The sequence below is a fragment of the Campylobacter concisus genome (assembly GCF_002165775.1).
Classification (GTDB): Bacteria; Campylobacterota; Campylobacteria; order Campylobacterales; family Campylobacteraceae; genus Campylobacter_A; species Campylobacter_A concisus_E.
On record NZ_NDYP01000002.1, the window covers coordinates 192,986 to 210,367 of the forward strand.

Sequence of the window (17,382 nt, forward strand, 5' to 3'; positions counted from 1 at the left end):
AATGTCAAATAAAGTTAAATTTCCAACGATTAGTTCGTTTCTTGTAGCATCTTGTATTTACGTTATTATTATACTTGTTTTGTTTATAAAGCTTACTTTTTTTGCAGAACCTCCTAAAAAATATACCGATGATAAAGATGCTATTATGGATGTGGTTATGGTTGATAGAGAAGTTGATCAAACCATTAAAGCTCCAAAACAAGCAGATGAAGTAGTTAAAGAGACAAAGCCTGAACCTAAAAAGGAATCTGAAGAAGATAAACAAGAGACTACAAATAAGCCTGTTGTACCAGATGAACCATTACCTGCCCCAAGCTTACCAACTCCTCCAAAAGAAGAGCCAAAGCCTGAGCCTAAAAAACCAGAACCAAAACCAGAAATTTTAAAACTAAGTGAAGAACCCAAAGAAGATATTAAGCCAGAGCCAAAACCTGAGCCTAAGCCTACACCAAAGCCAGTTGAAAAGCCAAAACCAAAAGAGCCAAATATAAAAGACCTCTTTAGTGACATAGACCCTGCAAAACTCAAAAAAGATGATGGTATAAAAAAGGACGAAAATAAAGTGCAAAGCCGTAAAAAAAGCGAAGCTTCTAGTTCAAAAGCCGCAAAAGAAGCTAGTGATATAATAAAGAGTTTAAAGATAGATCAAAATCCAACTGCTCCAAAATCACAATCTACTGGTACTTACGATCCACTAATGGGTGCGATAACAAAACAAATTCAAAGAAGATGGCAAAGCTATAAGGCTGATTCTGCAAATTTGGCCAAAGTTAAAGTTATGATAGATCAGAGCGGAAATTTTAGCTATGAAATTTTAGAGCTATCATATAATGAAGAATTTAACGCAAAAGTAAGAGAGTGCTTAGAAAAACTTACAATGGAGAAATTTCCATTCAATCCAGACAAAAGCACTACTTTTAATTTAAATTTAGAAGATAAAATAAACTAAAATTTATAAAATTATGGAGTAGAGATGAAGAAAATTTTTCTTTTTTTATGTGTTGCTCTAGGGCTTTATGCTGCTGATGCGACCATATCTGTTGTAAATCAAGGTATTGCCTTGCCAAAGATAGCTTTGCAAGATGCAACAACTGCTGTTAGCGATATGGCTTTTAAAGATAAATTCTTTAAAATCATGCTAGGAGATCTAAAGGTTAGTTCCGATTTTGAAGTAATCGAAGATCATGTGCCTTCTACCTATGAAGGGGATGCGACTACTAATACAATGAGCGATAAAGGCGTCGAGCTTATCTTTAGATATGCTCTTGAGGGCTCTATGGGCTCACCTCTTACTTTGAGAGTAAAACTGATAAACGCTAAAACAGCAACTACAAGATATGAGAAGGTTTATACTATGCCAGACGGCGCAAAGTATCCGTTTTTGGCGCATAAAAGTATAGTTGAGCTTACTAATGAGCTAAATTTACCACCAGTTGGCTGGATGGAAAAATTTATTATTCTTTCAAAATATACTTCAGCTCGCCAAAGCTCTATCATAGTTGCAGATTATACACTTACATATCAAAAGACCATAGTAAGTGGCGGACTAAATATTTTTCCTAAATGGGCTGGAGCTGATCAAAGTAAATTTTACTATACATCTTATGTGAATAATAAGCCAACTTTATTTAGATATGATCTAAATTCTGGTACAAAAACAAAGATAATTGATAGCATTGGCATGCTTATAGCCTCAGATGTTAGTAAAGATGGAAGTAAAATTCTATTAACCATGGCACCAAAAGATCAACCAGATATTTTTATCTATAATACAAATAGTAAAAATTTGACGCAGATTACCAATTATCCAGGTATAGATGTAAATGGAAATTTTGTTGATAATGACAGTAAGATAGTTTTTGTATCAGATAGGCTTGGTTATCCTAACGTTTTTGCAACTCCTGCTATTTCTGGCGGAAGCGTTGAACAAATGGTATTTCATGGTAAGAATAACAACTCTGTAAGCACATTTGAAAATTATGTTGTTTATTCAAGTAGGGAAGCAAGTGGTAGTTTTAATATATATCTAATTTCAACTCAAACGGATTTTATACGCCAGCTTACAGCAAATGGCAAAAATAACTATCCAAGATTCTCAAGCGATGGGCAAAGTGTTGTCTTTATAAAAGAGCTTGGCGGTCAAAGTTCATTAGGGATTGTTAGGCTAAATGAAAACAGAAGTTTTCAGTTTCCTTTAAAAGTAGGAAAAATTCAATCTATAGATTGGTAATATTCTGATAAAATTTAAAATTTTTGTGATATAATTCGACCAAATTTCTAAAAAAGGATAAGGAATGAAAAAAGTAGTTCTAGCAAGTGTTGCAGTTGCAACTTTATTGTTGAGCGGTTGTAGCTCAAAAAACCCTGAAGTTGATATGAATTCAAATTCAAATCAATCTGCAGACAATTCAGGTAGCATGAGCGATGCCGATAGATTAGCAGCTCTTATTGCTAACATCGAGAGTCAAGTTAAAAGTGTATACTTTGACTTTGATAAATTTAATATCAAAGCTGATCAACAAGGTGTTGTTAGCTCAAATGCATCAGTATTCAACCAAGCTGACGCTCAAGCTCTTTCTATAAAAGTAGAAGGTAACTGCGATGAGTGGGGTACAGATGAGTATAACTATGCTCTTGGTTTAAAACGTGCTAAAAGTGCTAAAGATGCTCTTGTAAGAAATGGCGTTAGTGCTGATAGAATCGCTGTAGTTAGTTTTGGAGAAAGCAATCCAGTTTGTACAGACAAAACAAAAGCTTGCGATGCTCAAAATAGACGTGCAGATTTCAAAGTACTTCCATAATTTATAATTAAATAATAATGAACAAAAAAATAATTGTAGTGGCTCTGATTGGAGCCACTATCTCCATTACCTCTGGCCAAGAGATTTCAGCTTTTGATGCAGGCAATATGGATAGTGCGAATCCATATGGTCTAACTGATAATGAAAAAGTTACCTTAAATAATAAGCGAAGCGTTCAAAATATTGAAGAGAATATGAATAATGTTTTAGAACAACTTCAAGGTTTGCAAAGCTTGATTGAGAGCATGAGTGCTAGAATGAATAAGCTTGAGCAAAGAATAAATGATATAGAGACGAAGGTAAATGGTGGCATAAGTGATTCTGGTGTAAGTTTGACATCATTGAAGGCTTATGTTGATGAAACTAGAGATATACAAGACAAAAACTACAAAAATATTACTGCTGCCTTAAATAAATTAGGTGCAATAATGGATAAAAATGCTGCTCAACCAAAGCAAAATGCAAATCCAAAACAACAAAGTAAGCCAACTTCAAATTTTAGTGGAAAAAGCGATAAAGATATTTTGGCTGATGGCATTAAGCTTCTAAATTCTGGCAATAGCACAGAAGCAGCTGAATATTTTGAATATTTAAATAAAAAAGGCTATAAAACTGGTGCAACAAATTATTATTTAGGTGAAGTTGCTTACAGTCAAAAATCATACAGTACAGCTATACAATACTATAAAAAAAGCATACAGAACGAAGATAAGGCTGACTATACACCAAAACTTCTATATCACACAGCTATAAGCTTTGATAAGATAGGTGACACGCAAAGTGCAAATAGATTTTATAAGGCTTTAAAAGTCGGTTATCCAGATAGTAAAGAAGCCAAAGCCTCTCCCAATAGAAACTAAATTTTAATCTTTTTTAGATATAATCCCACATTAATCAAAAAACCAAATCTAAGGAGATTATTGTGAGTAAAGATCAAGTTATAACTATGTTTTACGAACTAAAAGATGCTAATACTGGTGAAATTTTAGAGTCAAACATGCAAGAAGGTGGCCAAATTTCGTTTATAACAGGGCATGGCCATATTATAGAAAAGCTTGAAGAAGAAGTAAGCAAATTAAAATCAGGCGAAAGAGCAACTATAAGCGTAAAGGCAGCAGAGGGTTGTGGTGAATATAATAACGAAGCCATTCAGTCGTTACCAAAAGAGCAGTTTGCTGGTATAGATTTACATGAAGGAATGGAACTTTTTGGTCAAAATGAGGATGGCTCAAGCGTTCGTGTTATTGTTAAAGAGATCAAAGATAACGAAGTAACAGTTGATTTTAATCACCCATATGCTGGTAAAGATTTGTTATTTAATGTTGAAGTTTTAGAAGTCAGAGATGCGACAGAAGATGAAAAAGCAACAGGTATGGTAGCCGGGGCTCATACTTGCGGTTGCGGTGGTCACGATCATGAGCATGAACATGAGTGCTGCGGGGGTCATGGACATGGGCATGGACACGGACACGAGGATGGTGGTTGCGGTTGCGGTGGACACGGACATCACCATCATTAAGAAGCTAAAATGAAAAAAATTGCTTTTGTTTTTGCGGGCCAAGGCTCGCAAAGTATTGGTATGGGAAAAGACTTTTACGAAAATTTTTCTACTGCTAAACTACTTTTAAATGATGCTTGTAATGACACTGGCATTGATTACAAAGAGCTTTTATTTACACAAAACGATAAGTTGGATAAAACAGAATTTACTCAGCCAGCTATTGTTTTAAACTCGCTAATGACTTATTTGGCTTTTTCAAATTTTATTAAAGAAAAACCAGAATTTAGTCTTGGGCACTCACTTGGAGAATTTACTGCTCTTGCAATTAGTGGAGCATTTAATTTTATTGATGCGATTAGGCTTGTGAATTTACGTGGTAAATTTATGCAAGAAGCTTGTATTGGTAAAGATGCCGGCATGATGGTAGTTCTTGGACTTAGTGATGAAGTGGTTGAAGAAATTTGTAAAAAAGCAAGAGAAGAAGGTTTGCAAATTTATGCTGCAAACTACAACTGCGATGGACAAATCGTTGTCGCTGGCGTAAGAGCTGATCTTGCTAGCTATGAAGCAAAATTTAAAGAAGCTGGCGCAAAAAGAGCAGTGCTTTTAAATATGTCAGTAGCAAGCCATTGTCCGATACTTGAGCCAGCTAGTGTTAGGTTGGCAAGTGAGCTTGAGAGTACTTTGGCTACCAAATTTTCTCCAGTTGTCTCAAACGTAAATGCTAAAATTTATACCGATAAAAGTGAAGCACTAGTTCTGCTAAAAGAGCAGCTAATAAAACCAGTTTGCTATAAACAAAGCATTAAAAACTATGAAAACGATGTTGATTGTTTTATCGAGCTTGGCGCTACGACGCTAAAGGGCATCAATAAAAAAATTACTGAAAAGCCAACTTATAGTATTACTGATATGGCAAGTCTTGAAGAAGTTGTGAAAATTTTGGAGGAGAGATGATAGCGATACTAGGAGCCATGCAAGAGGAGATAACACCGATCCTTGAAATGGTTGGTGAATATAAAACTGTTCAATATGCAAATAATAAATTTTACTTAGCAAACTATAAAGGAAAAGAGCTAGTCATTGCCTATTCAAAGATAGGCAAGGTAAATGCAGCCATAACGGCAACTTTAATGATAGAAAAATTTAAGGCCTCAAAGTTGCTCTTTACTGGCGTAGCTGGCTCACTTGATGAGAGTTTAAAAATAGGCGATATGCTTTATGCTACTAGCTTAGTGCAACATGATCTTGATATCACGGCTTTTGGCCATCCTTATGGCTATGTACCAGGCACAAGTATATTTGTTAAAAGCGATGAAGGACTAAATGAACTGGCAAAAAAGATAGCTGATAAAAAAGATATGAGCTTAAGTGCTGGTATTATTGCGACCGGAGATCAGTTTATCTGCGATAATGAAAAGAAAGCTTGGATAAAAAAGATATTTAATGCGAGCGCTACCGAGATGGAAGGTGCTAGCGTTGCACTAGTTTGCGAAACACTTGGTGTGCCATTTTTTATACTAAGAGCTATCAGCGATGGAGCTGGTGATGCAGCAGAGTTTGACTTTGATAAATTTTTGCAAGATTCAGCAAATGTTAGTGCAAAATTTATACTTGAAATGGTAGAAAGCTTATGATAGAGCTTAGTAAAAGGCTTCTTAGGCAAGTTGGTCAGACAAACGCCAGATACAAGATGATAGAGGGCGGAGATAAGATCTTGCTTGGTCTTAGCGGTGGTAAAGATAGCCTCGCACTAGCTCACGTACTAAAGCATATCCAAAACGTTACACCTGAGAAATTTGAGTTTAAAGCAGTAACACTAAGCTACGGCATGGGTGAGGACTACGCTTATCTTACGAAGCATTGCAATGAGCACGGAATAGAGCATGAAGTAATAGATAGCTCAATCTTTGAAATTTCAAAAGAGAAAATCCGTAAAAATTCTAGCTTTTGCAGTTTCTTTTCTCGTATGAGAAGAGGTTATCTTTATACTTACGCCTTAAAGCATGGTTTTAATAAACTCGCGATTGCTCATCATTTAGACGATGCAGCGGAGAGCTTTTTTATGAACTTTACATATAATGGTGCACTAAGGACGCTTGCTCCAAAATATACTGCAAAAAATGGAATCACGGTTATTAGACCGTTTATCTTCATTCGCGAGAGACAGCTTCGCGAAAATGCTATCAAAAATGAATTAAGAGTCATTGGCGATGAAGCATGCCCTGCAATGAGATTTGACGTAAAGATGCCGCATGCTAGATATGAAACCAAACAGCTTTTAGCGACTTTAGAAAAAGAAAATCCAAAGCTTTTTACTTCGCTAAAAGCAGCATTTGAAAATATCCATACTGATACTTTTTTTGCTCTCAATAGCAGTAGTGAAGAGTAAAATTTTACTTGCTTTTTGGGACTAATCCCAAGAAGCAATCTATAAATATTTCTATTTTAATTGGCTTTTATCAAAATAAATACAAAATGTATGAATAGATGAAATTCTTGTGCTTGTGCATAAATCAAAACTGTCATATACAACAAATACAAAAGCATTTAGTGCAAAAACCACTGGTTAAAATTTTGTAACTTAGAAAATTTAAGCTTAAAAAAATAGTCATGTGCTTTAAATATTAAAAAATAGCTATTTAAAATAGCAAGCTATAACTTAAAGTCCGTCAAGTAAAATTTTATAAAGTCGGTTTATCTCATCGTCATTTAGCTCGATCGTGCTTTTTGTATCAAATAAATTTTTGATCTTGCTAGCGTCAAATTCGCTCCTATCAAGGCAGTGCTTGTGAGAGGGTAAAAAACCACGAGTTAAGCAAAGCTCACTCTCTATCTCCTCGTCGCAGATGAAACACTCAAGCTCGCTGTGAAGCCTACCTTCATACTCTAAAATTTTAACGTAGCTTTCGATGATAAGGCGTTTTGGATTTTGTAGCTGCATCTGTTTGGCGCAGCGATCAATCTCATTAAAATAAATTTCATCGAGCTGCTCGACCTCTTTTAGATGATCATAAAGTAGGCGCATGAACTGCTGCCAAATGATGAGCTTGTCTCGCTCTAACAGCCATTTAAAGCCAAGATGAAGTATGCTTCTAAGCTTTGGTAGAAATTTTGCCTCTTGCTCTAGCTCAAAGTCGATCTTGTAGCCGGTCATGATATTTGAGTGGCGTGCGCCAAAAAATCTATATGACTTTACGAGCAAATTTGGCGTTAGCACAAAGACTAAAAGGTCCTCGTCTCTGACCTTTTGCACGCGCAGGATATAGCCTTGCATCTAGGCAAAAAACTCCTTTATACGCTCTCTCATCGCTGTCGCGTCTTTGATGAAATTTATATCGTTTCTAAAGGTTGTTGCACCGTCGATGCCCTTGCTGTACTGATGCAAATGCTTTCTAAATATGCAAAGTCCATGCTCTCCGTAGTGCTCGATCATCGCATCAAAGTGAACTAGGATGATCTTTTGTTTTAGCGCCTTATCTACGCTAGTTTTGGTCTTTATCTCGTGAAATATCCAAGGATTACCAATGCTTGCTCTACCGATCATTAGGGCGTCGCACTTTGTGAGGTTTAAAATTTCATCTGCATTTTGTGCGTTGATATCGCCATTTGCGATGACTGGGATTTTCACGCTTGCCTTTACCCTAGCGATCGCTTCGTAATCAACCTTTGCGCTGTATCCGCCAGCTCTGGTACGCCCATGTACTGCGATATAGTCTGCGCCGGCTTCTTCGCAGGCTTTTGCTATCTTTTTTTCGTTTTTGTCGTTAAAGCCAAGTCTAAATTTAACGCTTAGGCTCTCTTTGTTTGAGACACTTTTTATGGCTGAGATGATGCTTTGAAGCTTGTCAAGATCGTTTAGTAAAGCAGAACCCGCACCTTGTCTAACGACCTTTGGCACAGGGCAGCCGCAGTTTAGATCGAGCCCATAAATTCCATTAAATTTATTGATGATTTGCACAGCTTTTTTTATATTTTCTGTGTCATTACCAGCTATTTGAACGACGTAAGGCTCTTCGTTTGGGGATTTTTTAATCATTTCAAGAGTTTTGTCACTACTCTCATATACTAGAGCATTTGCGCTGATCATTTCACTAACAGTGACATCACAGCCAAATTTCTTAACTACGCTTCTTAGTGGCAAGTCAGAAAAGCCAGCAAGAGGTGCTAAGAAAAGTGGTTTTTTGCTAAAGTCTATCATTTAAAAAATAGCGAGCTAGGCACCATTTTGCCGTTATCTCGTAAAAACAGCAAGACTTTTATCTCTTTAAACTCATCTGGGTCGCTACCTTCGATAGCCTCTCTTACTTTATCAAGCATCTGAAGCTCAAATAGCGCATATACGTAAGCCTCATCAGCATCAGTATGGATGCTTTTTAGCTTCTCAAAGATGCCGATAAATGCATCTGGTTTTAGCTTATTTTTAAGCATTATGGCTGCTTTGTCGTATTGTGCTTTTGTTACTTTTGCGTTGTTTAAAAGATCAAAAATTTCATCACTGCTTATATCGATCTCGTCATTTACAAAGCGGGTAATAATAAGCATTATATCTTCACTTGCTAGCTCAAAATTTAATCTTTTGATCTCGCTAAAAGAAGCTACTTTTATAAGTTTATCAAATGCAGCTTTTTTAAGGCTCTCATTTTGATCTTGATTTTTAAGTATGTCAAGATAGTAAGTAGGTAGTTGCTCGATCTTATTTAGCTCATTTAGGATATTCAACTTGCTATCTTTTGCTAGTCTAAATTTCTTTAGATCGACAATCTCTTTATTTTTTATACTTTTTATAGTTTGTAAGATATTGTTTATCTCAGCATCATCTACACCGACATCTTTAAGCTCGCCTACTGGTGAGATAGAGCGAGTGAGCTGCGAGGCGATCTTGTAAGTGTCGGTTTTGAAGTCTTTATTGCTCTCAAAGCCAAGAAGCGTCTCTTTGGCTAAGTCTTTATAAAGCTGGCTATCTTTTTTGATCCATTTTTTATATCTATAAAAAGCATATCCATGATAAGCGATATGAAGTAGGGCAAGAAGTGCTAAAACAGCTACTGGAAGAGCGACCCAAATAGCAATTGGCAAAGTTATAGTTTGGCCTAAAAGCTCAAATGTGTAATCAGAACTATTAAGAGAATAAGTAAGTCCTGCAACAACTACTATGTATATTATGCAGTAGACGAGAAATTTTCTAGTTTTCATATTTTCTCCTTAGTTTTTTGCTGTTTTTTCGATTATTTCACGGCAAGTTATGCAGTATTTTGCATGTGGTTTTACCTTTAATCGTGGTATGCTGATCTCCTCTTCGCACATATCACAAATTCCATAAGTTTTATTTGCTATCTTCTCTAGTGCTTCATCTATCTCTGATAGCTCTGCTCTTTGTTGCGTCGAGATGGAATGCTCTATTAGCTGGTCTGTATTTACTGAGGCTATATCAAACTCGTCGCTTACACCACTATCTCTTAAGCCATTTACTTCAACAGATGAATCATAGATGTTTTTTTTGATCTGTAATTTTCTTTCTTCAAGTAATTTTTTAAAAAAATTTAGCTCAGTTTGTGTCATTTATATTCCTTTATTTGTGGTATGGGTGGTTTGCATTTATGCAAAGTGCTCTAAAAATTTGCTCAAAAAGTACAAGCTTGGCAACCTTATGAGCCATCGTCATCTTGCTTAAGCTTACAATTTTTTGTGCTTTATTCTTTAAATTTTGGCTAAGGCCATAAGCTCCACCTATGAAAAAGTTAATTTGTGAATTTGAGTTTAAAATTTGTGCAAATTCTTGGCTGTCAAGTTGCAAACCATTTTCATCAAGCATTATGCAAAAACCTTTTAAATTTGGCTCGTAAATTTCATCATAAGCTCTTAATGCTTCGCTTTTTCCAGTACTTTGAGCTTTTGCTATTTTTTCATTGAAAAAGACTTTATCGTTTATCTTGGCAAATTTTGCACTCATTTTTATATATTCTTGTATCTCGTTTTCAAAGTTGTCACGTAATGATTTTTGAATGCTAAAAACTGAAATTTCCAAATTTAGCCTTTGGTTTTTAGCTTTAGTTCAAAGTTATTTCCACTCTCATCTTGGTTATTTTTTTGATGTATTGTCTTATTATTTGTGAGAAATTTAACCATATCGCTTATATATTTTTTATGTTCGCTTCTTGGCACAATAGCATCGATTAAGCCATGCTCTAATAAAAACTCAGCTCTTTGAAATCCCTCTGGTAAATCAGCACCAATGGTTTGTTTGATGACCCTTTGACCAGCAAAGCCTATTAAAGCGCCAGGTTCAGCGATTATTAGATCTCCAAGCCAAGCAAAAGAGGCACTAACGCCACCCATTGTCGGATCAGTAAGTATTGAGATGTAAGGTAGTTTTGCTTCATCAAGTAGTTTTAAAGCAGCTGATGTCTTTGACATTTGCATCAAAGAGAATGTACTTTCTTGCATTCTAGCTCCACCTGAAGCACTCACTATGACTAAAGCTTGGCGTTTTTCTATCGCTCGTTTTATCGCTCTTACGATCTTTTCACCCTCAACTGAAGCTAGCGAACCACCCATGAAACCAAAGTCAAAAACAACTAGCTGTATCTCTTGTCCGTCGCATTTGCCTTCGCCGCATATCACTGAGCTTGTGCGTCCTGTTTTTTCTTTATTCTCTGTGATTCTTTTTTTGTATGATTTTTTATCAACAAAATTTAATGGATCTACCGGTTTTAAATTTGCGTCAAATTCTACAAAGCTATCTTCATCACAGATCAAATTTATGCGATCAGTAGCTTTTAGTCTCATATGATAACCGCATTTTGGGCATACATTAAAACAAGCTTCAACTTCTTTGTAGTACATCAGTGAGTGACAATTATCGCATTTTACCCAGTGTGTAGGTGCTTCTTCTGGACGAGGTTGAGCTTTTCTTATCTTTGAAAAAATGTCTGAGAAATTCATATTTTTACCCACTTATATTAAAAATTGTGGGATTATATCTAATGTTTGCCTTGCTTTTTCTTATATGACTTAAAGTTTGTTTATTTGTGGAGGTTTAAAGGGGTAAGTTGGCCCCTTTAAAGTATCTTGCTAGAATCGTCTTCCAATAGTAAATTCAAATGTATTTGTATCATCGCCCTCTTTAGGTTTAAGAGCTTTTGAAAAGATCAGTTGAAGTGGTCCGATAGGAGTTATCCACTCGATGCCAGTGCCAACTGATGATCTTTTTATCTCATTTAGGCTATTCTCACCGATCATGCCATAGTCATAAAATACAACACCACGCATTTTGACACGATCTATTATAGGGAAGCTTATTTCAGCTGAATTATTAAACGAAGTTTCGCCGCCATATTCGTAGTAGTCGCCATTATATTTTACCTTTGGAGATACGGTTCTGCTTTCGTAACCACGTAAGCTTCTTATACCACCAAGGTAAAGTCTTTCGTTGATCGGAGTATATCCTCTTTCCCAAATTTTTCCAAAGCTTGCTTTGTATCTTAAGATAAGATCGTAGTCGATGTACTCTCTAAGGCCTAGGTAGTAGTTAAAATTTGTACGATTTTTAATAAAGTCTATATCGCCACCAAGCCCAGCTATCTCAAATGATGTGCTAGCTATGATGCCACGTCTTGGCAAGTAATAATCGTCGGTGCTATTATATGTTAAAGCTGGAGTTATGGCGCTTTTTATAGCTTTACCTTCTCTATAAATTTCTTTTTTGGTTTTTGTGTTGATATCTCTTAGCTCATCATCTTTTAAAGTAATTTTGCTTTGCTCAATGTTGTAAGTAAGTGATGCGCTTAAATTTCTAGTTAGTTTTCTACCTAGTGTTGTGCTAAAACCATAGCTTCTCTCTTTATATGTTCTCCAGTCATAGTCATTTGCATAGAGTGTTCCGCCAAGGCTATACTCTGAATCGAAAATTCTTGGGTTTGTAAGACTTATCTGACCTGAAAGCTCTCTGTCGCTCTTATCTACGCTTATTTGCCCTTGAAGACCAGAACCAAAGATATTTGTGTCAGAAAGTGCTGCATTTAATAATAGTCCGTCACTACTGCCGTATCCGATACCACCACTTATTGAGCCAGTTGAGGCTTCTTTTACTTTTACTTTTAGATCAACTGTATTTTTATCAACCGGATCTTCTTCTATCTCAACATCATCAAAGTAGCTTGTTCTTTTTAGTGCATCTTTTGAGTCTTGAAGGTCGGTTCTACTATATAAATTTCCTTCAGTTAGATAAAGTTCACGTCTTACAACGCGGTCAACGGTCCTATCGTTTCCTGAAATTTGAACATTTCTTATATATACTTTTTCACCAGGATCGACCTCGTAGTCAATATCGACAGTTTTATTTTCATCAAATTTATCAGTCTTTGGATAGACTTTTACAAATGCATAACCTTTATCAGCAACCATATCATCGAGCTTTTTCATATCTTGGCGAAGTCTTGCTGAGTTCATCGTATCACCAGCCTCAAGCCTAAAGTCATCTATGATCTTTTTAGTATCAAGCTCTAGCTCTTCAGGTGCTGTAATACTTACATTTGAAACCTTATAAGGCTCACCTTCATGAACATAATAAGTAAGATCAGCCGTGTAATTATCAAACGATGAATTTAAATAAGGTGACGAAATAGTCGCGTCTAAATAGCCTTTTTGGAAATATTTGTCTTGTATTCTTGCCGGATCATTTTCAAGCTCAAAAAGTTTAACTTTACCATCATTTCTGCCCCAAAGCCAGCCCATAAATTCTCTACTTTTATTTGCAACTACTGGCTCAATGTCGTCATAATCAAACTCTTTTGCACCGACTAAATTTACATTTTTGATTATCATATTTTCGCCGCGGTTTATGTTAAGTGTTATAAAAAGTGAGCTGTCGTTATCTGCAACTGGTTGTTTTTCTACGTCTACAACGGTATCAAAATAACCCTTTGACTCATAATACTGACGAATTCTCTCTTTAGTTTTTTCTATTGTAAGCTCATCATACATATTGCCTGGTTTGATGTTGATTAGCGACTCGATCGCAGTTTTATCATTTGTTACGACGCCTTTTAGATCGACTCTCGCAACACTTGGCTTCTCTTTTACAGCTACTAAAAGATTGCCATTGCCTGTATCTTCTATGTAGATATCGTCGAAATAATTTTGTTTGTATAAATTTGTGATCGCCTTATCGCTAAGCTTTGGAGTCAGATCCTGACCGACTTTTAAGCCCATTATTTGGCTTGCTACTTCAGGCGAAAGGTGAATTAGGCCTTTAAAATTTATTGACTGGATTGTTTGTGCGCTTAGGCCGCTGAAAGCTAATGCTAATAAAAATAATTTCTTTTTCATTAAATTTAACCTAGAGTTTTAGTATAAGTGCGTATAATATCATATTTTATTTTTAATAAATTTAAATTTTATAATTTTGAAGGTTTTTTATGAAAATAGGCATCATCGGACTTGGTCTTATGGGTGGCTCACTTGGGTTAGCATTAAAAGATGAAAAACTAATCTCATGTGTCAGCGGATATGATAAAGATGAAAATCACAGCAAAAAAGCGCTTGAACTTGGCTTGGTGCATGAAATTTTAAGCATCGATGAGATGAAAAAGAAGTGTGACATCATCTTTTTGGCTGTGCCAGTCGAAGCTATCGTGAGCATCGTGCAAAATTTAACTGACATTAGCGAAGATACAACTATTATTGATTTTGGCTCAACTAAACAAAAGATAATAGAAGCTGTGCCAGAAAAAATTCGTAAAAATTTCATCCCAGCTCACCCGATGGCAGGTACCGAGTACTCTGGTCCTGAGGCTGCCTTTAAGTCGCTTTACACAGGGGCAACTGTCATAGTTTGTGACTTTGCAGAAAGCGCAGAAAAACATGTAAAAAGAAGCGTTGAGCTATTTTCTTGCCTTGGTATGAAAATCATTTTTATGAGTGCGAAAGAACATGATCATCACGTGGGTCTTATTTCGCATTTGCCTCATGCGATTGCATTTTCTCTAGCGAGTGGAATTTTAAAAGAAGAGGATAAAAGGCACATTGTAGCACTTGGCGGACCGACATTTAAGGGCATGATACGTGTCGCAAAGAGTTCGCCTTTTATGTGGAGCGATATCTTTAAGCAAAATAAAAATAATGTTGTTGAAGCCATAAATATGTTTGAAAAAGAGCTAAATTTGTGCAAAGATCTCATCAAAGATGAACGCTGGGATGAACTTTTTGCTTGGATGAGCGACGCTAGAGCTGTAAGAGAAATTTTGTAATTAACTAAAAATTTATTGATTAAATGTAAAATTTCGCAAATAAAATTTAAGGTAAAAATATATGTATAGACGTGGAATTGGTGGTTTTGGTATTGTTGTGCTTTTGCTAATTTTAATCTTAGCCGGTGGTCTTGGCTATGCTTTGATGTCAAAAGATTTTGAGCGAAATGAGCCGATAATCGGTGTTGCTGATAAGGTTTATTGGAATCTTAGAACCCCAATGAATATCAAATTTAAAGATGATAGCGGTATAAAATTTGTACGAATTAGTATGAATGATGGGAAAAATGATCTAAATTTATTAAATCAAATCATACAAAATCCAAGTACTGAGCTTGATGTAAATTTAACCTTTCCAAAGACTGGCTTTTTTGCTCAAAAAGATACTTATGAGATGAATATTGAAGCTGTAGATACTAGTAAATGGAGCTTTTTTACTGGCAACAAAGCTAGTAAAAAGGTTGAAGTGGTGCTTGATACTTCAAAGCCTGATCTTTACGTGCTTTCGCAGTCTTATTCTATCTCAAAAGGTGGTAGTGCGGTTGTGGTCTTTAGAGCAACTGATAATCAGCTAAAAGAGGTCTATGTGCAGACAAATTTTGGTAAGAAATTTAAGGCTGTCCCATTTTATAAAGAGGGCTTTTATGCAGCACTCGTTGCTTGGCCAGTTCAGGTTGAAAATTTTAGTGCTGAGGTCATTGCAAGAGACTTTGCAGGCAACGAAAGCAAGTCACATGTTAGATATTTTTACGAAAATGTAAAGTATAAAACTTCAACTATTGCATTAAATGATAGATTTTTAGATGGTAAGATAGTTGATTTAACTGATCAATATGCAAAAGATCCAAGCGCACTTTCAAGACTTGAGAAAATGAGATTTGTCAATGAAACGCTTAGAAATTCAAACGAAGAAAAAATAACAGCACTTACTACAAATCCTGGCGATGAGATGTTAACTGGCTTTAGTGTGACTCCGTTTTATCCACTAAGAAATGGTAAAAAAGTGGCTGACTTCGCCGATCACCGATACTATACATATAATAACGAGCAAGTAAGTGAGTCTTGGCATATGGGAATAGACTTTGCAAGTGTGGCAGCGGCTCCTATAATAGCTAGTAATGCTGGTCGTGTCGTACTTGCATCCGAAAATGGAATTTATGGATTAAATATTGTGATCGATCATGGATTTGGGCTTTATTCGCTTTATGGACACTGCTCAAGCACTAGAGTAAAAGAGGGCGATATGGTCGCTGCTGGTGATCAAATAGGTACTACTGGAACTAGTGGTCTTGCGCTTGGAGATCATTTGCACTTTGGAATTTTAGTCCAAGGTGAAGAGGTAAGACCTCAACAATGGATGGACAAAAAGTGGATAAAAGACAATATCACAAGTGTCTTAGATGCTGCAAAAGCGATGATAGACAAGAACTAAAAAATTTGCAAAATTGATTTTTTAGTGCTATCATAAGCGGATTAAAAATATAAGGAAAATTCTTGAAACAAACTACTATCGCAAGACGCGTTGAGACCGTTGGTATAGGGCTTCATAAAGGTGAGCCGATAAGACTTATACTAGAACCTCTTGATGCAAATTCTGGTATTATTTTGCACCGCGAAGATCTTGGTATTAGTTTTAAGGCTGAGCCTAAAAATGTGATAAATACGCAGATGGCAACCGTTGTTGGCAACGAAAAGGGCTTTGTTAGTACGATTGAGCATCTAATGTCAGCCATAAATGGTTATGGTATTGATAATATTAGAATCTCTGTTGATGCAAATGAAATTCCAGTCATGGATGGCAGTGCGATAAGCTTTTGCATGCTACTTGATGAAGCTGGCATAAGATATCTTGATGCTGGCAAAAAAGTAATTCTTGTCCGCCGTGAAGTTGAGGTTGTTGAGGGTTCTAAATTTGTGCGAACTTCACCTTCAAGAAGTCCAAAATTTGACTATACGATAAAATTTGATCATCCAGTTATTGGTGAACAAAGATATGTTTTTGATTTTAGTAAAAGCTCTTTTATAAAAAATATAGCTCGTGCTAGGACTTTTGGCTTTTTGAAAGATTTACAACGTTTACAAGCTCAAAATTTAGCTCTTGGCGCATCGCTTGATAATGCTGTGGCAATCGATGATACACATATCCTAAATCCAGAAGGTTTGAGATTTGAAAATGAGTTTGTAAGGCACAAAATTTTAGATGCGATTGGTGATTTAAGCTTGCTTGGAGCGCCTTTGTTGGGCGATTATACAGCATTTGCTGGAAGCCACGATCTAAATCACAAATTAACTCTTGCTTTGATGGCCGATGAGAAAAACTACGAGATCGCAACTCTAAATGGTGAACTTCTAAAAGAGTATCAAAAGGTATTTGCATAGAAAATATTGAAATTTTAGTTGTCTCTTTATCTACTCCGCTTTTAGTTGGAGTATATAAAGACGGCGTAAAATTTGATGAAATTACAACTGATGAACATGTCAGTGAAGCTTTGATAAAAATCTTAGAAAATTTATCCTCTAAATTTAATATCACAAAAATTATCTATGCAAATACGCCAGGAAGCTTTATGGGGTTAAAGGTGGCCTATGTCATCTTAAAGACTTTCTCTTTAGCAAAGGGTTGCGAATTTTATGCGGTTAGCGGCTTTAGCTTAAATGGCAGCCAAGCGATCAGGGCAAATAAAAATTTAAGCTTTGTTTTAAAAGATGGCAAAATTTTACTTGAAAAAGTAGGGCCAGTAGGATTTAGTTTGCCTTTAAATTTAGATGAATTAAAACTAAATTCAGATACACTACCAGATTATATCATCCAAGCAGTTTAGGAGAAATT

Annotated in this window: 19 protein-coding genes; 12 read left to right on the forward strand and 7 right to left on the reverse strand. The window is 35.9% G+C overall.

The features are described 5' to 3' along the window. The first annotated feature begins 1 nt into the window (after position 1). The 8 genes from B9N66_RS01965 (at position 2) to B9N66_RS02000 (ending at position 6,694) form a co-directional block, all read left to right on the forward strand. A complete protein-coding gene (locus B9N66_RS01965; RefSeq protein ID WP_087579667.1) occupies positions 2–949 on the forward strand; it encodes a TonB C-terminal domain-containing protein in 948 nt (315 codons plus the stop codon). 24 nt (positions 950–973) lie between these two features. Continuing rightward, positions 974–2,230 carry a Tol-Pal system protein TolB gene (gene tolB, locus B9N66_RS01970; protein ID WP_087579668.1) on the forward strand — a complete coding sequence of 419 codons (1,257 nt, stop codon included), beginning with the start codon at positions 974–976 and terminating at the stop codon, positions 2,228–2,230. A gap of 64 nt (positions 2,231–2,294) precedes the next feature. Beyond that, entirely contained in the window at positions 2,295–2,801 is a 507-nt protein-coding gene (locus B9N66_RS01975) for an OmpA family protein (RefSeq protein WP_021090913.1), read from the forward strand. Between the two features lie 17 nt (positions 2,802–2,818). Further along, on the forward strand, positions 2,819–3,661 hold the full coding sequence (locus tag B9N66_RS01980) for a tetratricopeptide repeat protein (RefSeq protein ID WP_087579669.1): 843 nt from the start codon (positions 2,819–2,821) through the stop codon (positions 3,659–3,661). 56 nt (positions 3,662–3,717) lie between these two features. Beyond that, entirely contained in the window at positions 3,718–4,320 is a 603-nt protein-coding gene (locus B9N66_RS01985; RefSeq protein WP_223155301.1) for an FKBP-type peptidyl-prolyl cis-trans isomerase, read from the forward strand. A 9-nt stretch (positions 4,321–4,329) separates the two neighbouring features. Further along, positions 4,330–5,259 carry an ACP S-malonyltransferase gene (fabD, locus tag B9N66_RS01990; RefSeq protein WP_087579671.1) on the forward strand — a complete coding sequence of 310 codons (930 nt, stop codon included), beginning with the start codon at positions 4,330–4,332 and terminating at the stop codon, positions 5,257–5,259. Further along, on the forward strand, positions 5,256–5,939 hold the full coding sequence (locus B9N66_RS01995) for a 5'-methylthioadenosine/adenosylhomocysteine nucleosidase (protein WP_087579672.1): 684 nt from the start codon (positions 5,256–5,258) through the stop codon (positions 5,937–5,939). Before fabD ends, B9N66_RS01995 begins: the two co-directional genes overlap by 4 nt. Next, positions 5,936–6,694 carry a tRNA 2-thiocytidine biosynthesis TtcA family protein gene (locus B9N66_RS02000; RefSeq protein WP_087579673.1) on the forward strand — a complete coding sequence of 253 codons (759 nt, stop codon included), beginning with the start codon at positions 5,936–5,938 and terminating at the stop codon, positions 6,692–6,694. Before B9N66_RS01995 ends, B9N66_RS02000 begins: the two co-directional genes overlap by 4 nt. Positions 6,695–6,964: 270 nt before the next feature. On the opposite strand, the gene recO is transcribed toward B9N66_RS02000, so the two are convergent. The 7 genes from recO to bamA all read right to left on the reverse strand — a co-directional run bounded on the left by recO (position 6,965) and on the right by bamA (position 13,632). Next, a complete protein-coding gene (recO, locus tag B9N66_RS02005) occupies positions 6,965–7,579 on the reverse strand; it encodes a recombination protein RecO (protein ID WP_087579674.1) in 615 nt (204 codons plus the stop codon). Continuing rightward, positions 7,580–8,503, reverse strand: coding sequence for a tRNA dihydrouridine synthase (locus B9N66_RS02010; RefSeq protein ID WP_087579675.1), 924 nt, complete (start codon positions 8,501–8,503; stop codon positions 7,580–7,582). Further along, a complete protein-coding gene (locus B9N66_RS02015; RefSeq protein WP_087579676.1) occupies positions 8,500–9,498 on the reverse strand; it encodes a uroporphyrinogen III synthase HEM4 in 999 nt (332 codons plus the stop codon). The genes B9N66_RS02010 and B9N66_RS02015 overlap by 4 nt, the downstream gene beginning before the upstream one ends. A gap of 9 nt (positions 9,499–9,507) precedes the next feature. Next, positions 9,508–9,864, reverse strand: a complete 357-nt coding sequence (gene dksA, locus B9N66_RS02020) for an RNA polymerase-binding protein DksA (RefSeq protein ID WP_035167251.1) — start codon at positions 9,862–9,864, stop codon at positions 9,508–9,510. Positions 9,865–9,874: 10 nt separating this feature from the next. Beyond that, entirely contained in the window at positions 9,875–10,330 is a 456-nt protein-coding gene (locus tag B9N66_RS02025; RefSeq protein ID WP_087579677.1) for a 23S rRNA (pseudouridine(1915)-N(3))-methyltransferase RlmH, read from the reverse strand. 2 nt (positions 10,331–10,332) lie between these two features. Further along, complete coding sequence (accD, locus tag B9N66_RS02030) at positions 10,333–11,247, reverse strand: acetyl-CoA carboxylase, carboxyltransferase subunit beta (RefSeq protein WP_087579873.1); 915 nt, start codon at positions 11,245–11,247, stop codon at positions 10,333–10,335. Positions 11,248–11,376: 129 nt separating this feature from the next. Continuing rightward, complete coding sequence (gene bamA / locus B9N66_RS02035) at positions 11,377–13,632, reverse strand: outer membrane protein assembly factor BamA (RefSeq protein WP_087579678.1); 2,256 nt, start codon at positions 13,630–13,632, stop codon at positions 11,377–11,379. Between the two features lie 89 nt (positions 13,633–13,721). Here bamA and B9N66_RS02040 point away from each other — a divergent pair, with 89 nt between their 5' ends. The 4 genes from B9N66_RS02040 to B9N66_RS02055 all read left to right on the forward strand — a co-directional run bounded on the left by B9N66_RS02040 (position 13,722) and on the right by B9N66_RS02055 (position 17,374). Then, the gene (locus B9N66_RS02040; RefSeq protein ID WP_084108777.1) at positions 13,722–14,552 is read left to right on the forward strand and encodes a prephenate dehydrogenase; all 831 of its coding nucleotides are present in this window, start codon (positions 13,722–13,724) and stop codon (positions 14,550–14,552) included. Between the two features lie 61 nt (positions 14,553–14,613). Next, positions 14,614–15,984, forward strand: a complete 1,371-nt coding sequence (locus B9N66_RS02045) for a M23 family metallopeptidase (protein WP_087579679.1) — start codon at positions 14,614–14,616, stop codon at positions 15,982–15,984. 62 nt (positions 15,985–16,046) lie between these two features. Then, on the forward strand, positions 16,047–16,931 hold the full coding sequence (gene lpxC, locus B9N66_RS02050) for a UDP-3-O-acyl-N-acetylglucosamine deacetylase (RefSeq protein WP_087579680.1): 885 nt from the start codon (positions 16,047–16,049) through the stop codon (positions 16,929–16,931). Positions 16,932–17,011: 80 nt separating this feature from the next. Beyond that, positions 17,012–17,374 (forward strand): glycoprotease, encoded by a 363-nt coding sequence (locus tag B9N66_RS02055; RefSeq protein ID WP_180382057.1) that lies wholly within the window; start codon positions 17,012–17,014, stop codon positions 17,372–17,374. Positions 17,375–17,382 lie beyond the last annotated feature (8 nt).

Excerpts from the sequence above, each read along its gene's own strand:
- recO (WP_087579674.1), bottom strand. The coding sequence starts at position 7,579 with ATGCAAGGCTATATCCTGCGCGTGCAAAAGGTCAGAGACGAGGACCTT.
- B9N66_RS02040 (WP_084108777.1), top strand. The coding sequence starts at position 13,722 with ATGAAAATAGGCATCATCGGACTTGGTCTTATGGGTGGCTCACTTGGG.
- fabD (WP_087579671.1), top strand. The coding sequence starts at position 4,330 with ATGAAAAAAATTGCTTTTGTTTTTGCGGGCCAAGGCTCGCAAAGTATT.
- accD (WP_087579873.1), bottom strand. The coding sequence starts at position 11,247 with ATGAATTTCTCAGACATTTTTTCAAAGATAAGAAAAGCTCAACCTCGT.
- bamA (WP_087579678.1), bottom strand. The coding sequence starts at position 13,632 with ATGAAAAAGAAATTATTTTTATTAGCATTAGCTTTCAGCGGCCTAAGC.
- B9N66_RS02010 (WP_087579675.1), bottom strand. The coding sequence starts at position 8,503 with ATGATAGACTTTAGCAAAAAACCACTTTTCTTAGCACCTCTTGCTGGC.
- B9N66_RS01965 (WP_087579667.1), top strand. The coding sequence starts at position 2 with ATGTCAAATAAAGTTAAATTTCCAACGATTAGTTCGTTTCTTGTAGCA.
- B9N66_RS01995 (WP_087579672.1), top strand. The coding sequence starts at position 5,256 with ATGATAGCGATACTAGGAGCCATGCAAGAGGAGATAACACCGATCCTT.
- tolB (WP_087579668.1), top strand. The coding sequence starts at position 974 with ATGAAGAAAATTTTTCTTTTTTTATGTGTTGCTCTAGGGCTTTATGCT.
- B9N66_RS02045 (WP_087579679.1), top strand. The coding sequence starts at position 14,614 with ATGTATAGACGTGGAATTGGTGGTTTTGGTATTGTTGTGCTTTTGCTA.
- B9N66_RS01980 (WP_087579669.1), top strand. The coding sequence starts at position 2,819 with ATGAACAAAAAAATAATTGTAGTGGCTCTGATTGGAGCCACTATCTCC.
- dksA (WP_035167251.1), bottom strand. The coding sequence starts at position 9,864 with ATGACACAAACTGAGCTAAATTTTTTTAAAAAATTACTTGAAGAAAGA.
- B9N66_RS01975 (WP_021090913.1), top strand. The coding sequence starts at position 2,295 with ATGAAAAAAGTAGTTCTAGCAAGTGTTGCAGTTGCAACTTTATTGTTG.
- B9N66_RS02000 (WP_087579673.1), top strand. The coding sequence starts at position 5,936 with ATGATAGAGCTTAGTAAAAGGCTTCTTAGGCAAGTTGGTCAGACAAAC.
- B9N66_RS02015 (WP_087579676.1), bottom strand. The coding sequence starts at position 9,498 with ATGAAAACTAGAAAATTTCTCGTCTACTGCATAATATACATAGTAGTT.